We start from the raw sequence: 2,305 nt of genomic DNA, 5'->3' as shown, positions 1-2,305 counted from the left end.
CCTCCTCGCCTGCCGTCAGCTCGGCGTGCAGATCACCGACCTGACGACCTTCGTCGAGCGCGAGGCGGGTCGTGTGCAGCTGACCATGCTCGACCCTTCGTGGCTGGTTTTCTCCGGCGGCTTCAACGCATCACCGGCGGCTGTCTTCCTGAAACGTAGCTTCGACATCGTCGCTTCGCTCGCGATCGCCCTGCTCTGCTGGCCAATCATGCTTGGCGTGATGCTTTTCATTCGCGTGGAGTCCGGACGCGGCCAGCCCATTTTCTACCGTCAGGAACGCGTCGGCGAGCATGGCCGTCCCTTCTGGCTCTACAAGTTCCGCAGCATGCGTACCGACGCCGAGATGGACGGCGTGGCACGTTGGGCAAAGAGCAACGACGACCGGATTACGCGCGTCGGCCGGATCTGCCGCAAGCTACGCTTCGATGAGCTGCCGCAGCTGTGGAATGTGATCCGTGGCGACATGAGCATCGTCGGTCCGCGCCCGGAACGTCCGCAGTTCGTGTCGGACCTGGAAACGAAGATCCGCTATTACAACCTGCGCCACAGCATCAAGCCGGGTCTCGCCGGCTGGGCGCAACTGAGCTATCCCTACGGTGCTTCCGAGGAAGACGCCGCGGAGAAGCTCAAGTACGACCTCTTCTACGTGAAGAACCACAACCTCTTCCTCGACATGGTGATCCTGATCGAGACGGTCGAGGTGGTGTTGTTCGGCCGCGGAGCGCGCTAAGGCGTGGATGCCATGCTGACGGTTTCGGTCGCGGCATCGTCGTCATCCGTGCCGCCGACGGGAATCAGCGACCATGCGATCACCGCGACAATCACCAGCGCGGCAAGCCAGAGCCAGCGAGTGCGCCATGCCCGCAGGGGCGTTTCCTCGAAGCGTTCGTCGCCACCCTGCGTGCCGGAAGCAGCGACGGCCGCGGTGGGCAGATCGTTCTCGACATATACGGCGGCTTCCGTGCTATCCGCCACTAACACGGCAGTACGCGGTAACGCCGCCGCGCCGGGCAAGCGCCCATGACGCCGGTGGAATTCCATCGCCGCGCTGTATTGAGCCGTAAGGCGCTGAAGACGCGCGGCGGCGAGGGTGTCGGCGCGGCTGCCGCGACGGCGATCCGGATGCCAGGCTGCAACGTGTCGCCGGTAGGCCTGCTTGAACTCGGCCAACGAGCAGTTCGGCTCCAGGCGGAGCTTGCCGTAAAGGTCGAGAAAGTCGGTTTCATCGGCCACCGTGCGGCTCCCCTGTCGCGACGTGCACGACGTATCGTCGTGCGAACCGTCGCCCGGCCAAGGGTGGCCCACGCCCGGACACCTTGCAAGTACAACTTTTGGAGAGGGCCGATGCGCCAGGCACGCCGATTCATGCTGGCAGGGCTCCTGCTCGGAGTATCTGTGATGTCGTTCGCCACCGACGCCCCACCCCCCTCCCTCGGCGCCCACGTCTTCCTTGGCCAGGGCGAGGGTCTGGGCGTCAGCCCTGCCGTGACGCCGGCTGTGGACACCCAGGCAACCGGAAGCGTGTTCGTCGTGTTCAACGCGGGCTACAGCAACAATGACAGCCCACCGGTCGATAGCTACGGAAACCGGTGGAAAGCCTTGGGCCACCCCCTCACCTATGCCGACTATGGGGATCGATTCGATGTCCGCGCCTATGTGGCCGTGGCGGGAAAAGGTGGTCCCGCGCACACGGTTTCCATTGCCAAGCCCGGCGAGCCCAAAGGCGAACTATCCCTACCCTTCGTCGAAGTGCGCAACGCATCGCGCGTACAGGCCTTTGCGCAGAACTACGCCGACAAGGCACTCATCGTCGCCAGTGACGACATCACCGTCGATGGCCCGGCGACGCTACTGGCTTTCTGGTGGGGCGACGGTGGCGTCAAGAGCATGACGGCAACACCTGGCGACGGCTTTCAACTCATTGATGCCTTCGTGCAGCTACCCGACGAAAGTGGCGTCCAAGGCGCGGTGGCCTGGCGTCAGGTGAATGCCGCAGGTACCTATCGCGTGCATTGGACCGTCGCACCCGTGCAAGGTGCCGCCCTCTGGATCATCGCGATCCGCTGAGCGGCTGTCCGATTTCGGACGTTCGTGAGTGCTGACGGATCGCCTGCGGCCCTTTCGCGTCGCCGCTCGATTCAAATGACGGACAACATGAGGTCGATACCTGTCACGGTACCTGTCCGAAATCGTACGTTGGCGCCTACAACCATCGACCTATTTTCTTCGCAATTACATGGGATTAGCTTTGGCTCCCGACACCCAGGGCCGCGGCGAGTCGAAGGAAACGCCACGGAATATGCAG

3 protein-coding genes are annotated in these 2,305 nt (G+C 63.5%); 2 read left to right on the top strand and 1 reads right to left on the bottom strand.

The window, feature by feature from the left end:
• Positions 1-730: TIGR03013 family XrtA/PEP-CTERM system glycosyltransferase (locus AC1DT2_RS21095; protein WP_477298518.1), on the top strand; the 730-nt coding region annotated here is incomplete at its 5' end.
• Here the strand turns inward: AC1DT2_RS21095 and AC1DT2_RS21090 are convergent.
• On the bottom strand, positions 727-1,233 hold the full coding sequence (locus AC1DT2_RS21090; RefSeq protein ID WP_063572855.1) for a J domain-containing protein: 507 nt from the start codon (positions 1,231-1,233) through the stop codon (positions 727-729). The two genes, AC1DT2_RS21095 and AC1DT2_RS21090, sit on opposite strands and share 4 nt — an antisense overlap.
• Before the next feature lie 111 nt (positions 1,234-1,344).
• On the opposite strand from AC1DT2_RS21090, the gene AC1DT2_RS21085 reads away from it, so the two are divergent.
• Positions 1,345-2,067, top strand: a complete 723-nt coding sequence (locus AC1DT2_RS21085) for a hypothetical protein (RefSeq protein WP_477298516.1) — start codon at positions 1,345-1,347, stop codon at positions 2,065-2,067.
• The last annotated feature ends 238 nt before the right edge of the window (positions 2,068-2,305 follow it).

It is taken from the genome of Luteibacter sp. P4_E6 (assembly GCF_056401535.1).
The sequence above is the reverse complement of the archived record's forward strand: the minus strand, read 5'-3'. Positions and strand labels throughout refer to the sequence as shown.